This is a genomic window from Bdellovibrionales bacterium, assembly GCA_019750295.1.
In the GTDB taxonomy this organism is placed as follows: domain Bacteria; phylum Bdellovibrionota; class Bdellovibrionia; order Bdellovibrionales; family JAGQZY01; genus JAIEOS01.
Genome location: JAIEOS010000072.1, coordinates 1 through 3588, shown reverse-complemented (window position 1 = coordinate 3588; position 3588 = coordinate 1). Strand labels below are relative to the sequence as shown.

At 46.6% G+C, this 3588-nt stretch carries 3 protein-coding genes; 1 reads left to right on the top strand and 2 read right to left on the bottom strand.

Features of this window, described 5'->3' with window-relative positions; translation table 11 throughout:
* On the bottom strand, positions 1–1148 hold a 1148-nt coding region (locus K2Q26_12060), incomplete at its 3' end, for a hypothetical protein (GenBank protein ID MBY0316251.1).
* A 113-nt stretch (positions 1149–1261) separates the two neighbouring features.
* On the bottom strand, positions 1262–2173 hold the full coding sequence (locus K2Q26_12055) for a glycosyltransferase family 2 protein (protein ID MBY0316250.1): 912 nt from the start codon (positions 2171–2173) through the stop codon (positions 1262–1264).
* Between the two features lie 27 nt (positions 2174–2200).
* Here K2Q26_12055 and K2Q26_12050 point away from each other — a divergent pair.
* Positions 2201–3588, top strand: a 1388-nt coding sequence (locus K2Q26_12050; GenBank protein ID MBY0316249.1) for a glycosyltransferase family 2 protein, incomplete at its 3' end; no start/stop codon positions are given.

The window sequence follows — 3588 nt, the reverse complement described above, 5'->3', positions numbered from 1 at the left end:
TTAGAAAGCCGTTGGCGAGTCGGCAAGGCCTGCCATTCTGGCGGGAATCGAGTGAGTTCTTTTAAAAATCCACGAACTGCATAAAAATTCATCGGCTCGAGAGAATCAATGAAATCCGAAAATACTGTGGCGTAGACACTGCGGATTTCGTTTTTCAATCGGAGCAGGCCTCTGGGGATCCAGGAAATGAACGGATGGAGAACGCCGGCGACTTTAAAATAAATTGTAAAAAACCAGAGTAAAAACTGACGCCGGCGAGGGGAGTGGCCCAGCCAAAAAAACCACTCTCTAAAGAAAGACTCTCGAGGTTGAGCGATGTAACTGATTTTGGCGTGTTCGCTGATCTTGTCCGTGGTCAGCGAGCTGACGTCGGCGCCCTCGGCAATCACAACTCTTAATGAGTACTTTTTAATAAAGTCATTCCAGGAGAACACATCGACGGATATTTCCGAGGTCAAATAAATATTCCAAATCTGTTTGTGGATTGCAAAATCATGCAGGGGCAAAAGTTGATGCTGTTGAAACATGGCCGGTTGCTGATAGAAAACAATATCGACTTCGGAAAGCGCGCTTTCAATGTGCGGGACTGGAGTACGGGGATTCAGAACTCCCACATATTCGGCGGAGCTTTGTCCTAAAAGCATGGGCCAACCTGGTTTCTGTTGAGATTCGAGAATGTAAAAAAGTTTTCCCACAGTTTCTCCGTTTGAGGACGAGGGATCCCAAGTCAGATTCCAAAGGGTTCTACTCCACTGATGATTCCATAATGCTGGTTCAGAAAAACTTTTTTGAATGTCATTGATAGTCTGAAGATTGGAATCCACGGGAGCGGGAAGGGCCCACTTGAGTTTTCTGAGAACAAACGGAGGAAGGGAGGTTAGAAAGTCCTCGCTGGTGTACATCCGGCTGGGAATAATACGATACTCCACAATCAATGAATCCCAGGCTTTTAATGGAGTGGTCCAATCCTGTCTGACATGATCGATAATCGCGATCATCGGTAAAGCTAAAGCACGGAGAGATTGCAACCGAGATTTATATCTTGGTAGCGCCAACTCCGCGGCAGAAATTTCGATAGTGTCTTTTTCGGTGCGATGACAGAGCCTCTGAATAAAGTCTTCGCGATAAATGCTGTTGCAAGGAAACACAACTGCACCCCTGGGAATTTTTTTTATGACTTGCGAGGACTTGGAGTTAGTCGCAGGACAATAGCTGCAGGAGTTTTCGCAAGAATTAAAATGAGCAAACCTTAAAGCGGGTGTCACAACCGCTCCTTCGCTCGGCGAAGGCAAGCCGATGTATCTTCGCTGAAAGATCTCCAAAGAGATGAGATTCGGAACCCCGCTTCTTTCAGTGCAGTGGGCAGCAAACGCCGTCGATCCACAGCGGATCTAAAGCCAACAGTAAATACAAAATCGTAGATCTGATAAGGCCAGGTCGAATGGGGTAGAGTCCCTGTCGCTTGGGGCGAGACTCCGTCCGACGCAAACAAAAACGCTGCCCCTCGTCCTTGAAGGTAGGCTTTTCGCACAAAGCGAAAGAGCCCGAGGTTGTCATCGTGCGCGACCGCGAGATCTGGGCGGAAAAGATGCGGGCCAAAAGTTTGGAACACGTCGCGATTGAACGGAGTTTCGCTGCCGCCATACACGATGTGCGAAGGAAACCGCAGTCCTCTAGAGAAAACATTTTTTTTATAGGATGCATTTCCGCCGAGCAGTGCTTTTGAAAAATCATTTTTTAATTTTTGAGAATTCATCCAGTGGTCGGAAATGTGGTGATAGACCTTTTGCCAAAATCCCTTGGCTTTTAGCGGGAGAGCGTAAGGGCCACCGATGGACATTTGTTCGGGAAACTGAGTGTGAAGATCTTTAAGCTTTTTTAAATACAAAGGATCATCGAGAACCACATCGTCATCCACGAACAAAAGAATATCCCCACGGGCCTCGAGAATCCCCATATTTCGAGCATTGTTAACGCCGGGTTCCGCCGCGGTCAGTATTCGTAAGGGAGCGCTATGAAGTGGTTGAAAGAAAGCAGGGGAGATTTGAGGTGGGAAATTGAACACCACCAAGATTTCGATTTCATTTTGCGGAAATTGTTGCGCAAAAATAGAGTCCAACGTCTTGACAAGGGAATAGGGTCTATTCAAAGTGGGGACGATAATCGAGATCATAGGACTAATTAATCAGAGTGAGACAGAGTGTCAACGTGGACCGCTAAAAATCCATTCCGAAAAGGTCGCTTCTATCTGTTGCCGGTGAGCGATCAAGCGCTACCACTTCAAGAGGAGTGGACGATGGTGTCGGGCCTAAAGAGATCTCAGTCTCTCACGGCGGCCGACTTTCAGCGCGCTTTGCACAAGGCTCGAAGTGGAGAGTATTCGGCCGTGCAGCTGCCAGAAACGAGTCTGCTTCATCCGGACTTCCCTCACTTCGTTTCTACTCTACATCAACACCAACTTAGGCCGATTGTGCAAGTGGCCGCGTCTCGCTGGCATCGTGTGATGGCAGGACCTATGGGAGATTGGATAAATCCCGAGCGAGTATCGCTAAATCTTCTCCTGGATAGAGTGCCCCCTGATTTTTCTCTGATTCGAGCTTGGCAAAAAAAAGATCCTTTGTTTCATATGACCGTCATCGGATTAAAAAATAATCCCGTTTTTTACCAGATGGATCAAATTCCTCGAGAATTTGATGAGTGTCTTCATTTTTATTTTCCATATCGATCAAAAAATAAATTTTCCGCCTCCCAGATTTTTAGTTTTGGAGAAGCCCTCCGCAAGGATCAAAGAGATCTCGCCTTTAAAAGTCCCTTAGGAATTGATGTTTATGAGCCTCGCATCGTGCCTCAAATGCCCTTGGAATCTGAGATTCAACCCGTGTTTGATCGCTGTTTGAATCCACGGCCTTGGATTTCCGTAGTCATCCCCGTATTTAATAACCCCGAATATATTCTAAATACACTACGACATCTCTCCCAACAGAATTTTTCGGCCCATCAGTTTCAAATTGTGGTGGTCGATGATGGTAGCACGGATAACACCGGGGAAAAAATTCTTGAGTTTGCAAAAGATCAATCCCTCGATTTTATTTACTTGTATTTTCCGCGCCTCAAGCCGCGGAAAATGGGAGACAGTCAGTTTAGGGCCGGATTAGCGCGAAATCTGGGGGTGAAATGGGCGCGAGGAGAGATTTTAAGTTTTCTCGATTCCGATATTCTTGTTCCGCCTCATTTTCTTGAGAAGACTTTATCCTTCCACCAGCAGTGGGATATCGTGCAATGGCGAAGGGAGTATCTTCATAAAAAAGTGGATTCCGTCGGTGCCGAGTATGGCCAATTAACGACAAAGGATACGTTCATTCCCGAAGGAGGTTATTGGCATCGATTTTATGAGGAGGCTGATAAAATCGGGTGGGGTCGCATTCCGCAGTATTGGAAATACGCCTGCACCTATGCTCTGTCGATTCGTAAAAGTCATTTTAAAGAGCTCGGTTGGTTTCGAAAAACCTACTGCTTTTATGGCTTTGAGGACACCGATCTGGGGTGGAGAGCGGCTTCAGCGCAGTCGAAGTTTTATCTTCATCAAGA

What these genes read in the sequence shown, in the direction of transcription:
- K2Q26_12055 (MBY0316250.1), bottom strand. Translation starts at nt 2,173, where the DNA reads ATGATCTCGATTATCGTCCCCACTTTGAATAGACCCTATTCCCTTGTC.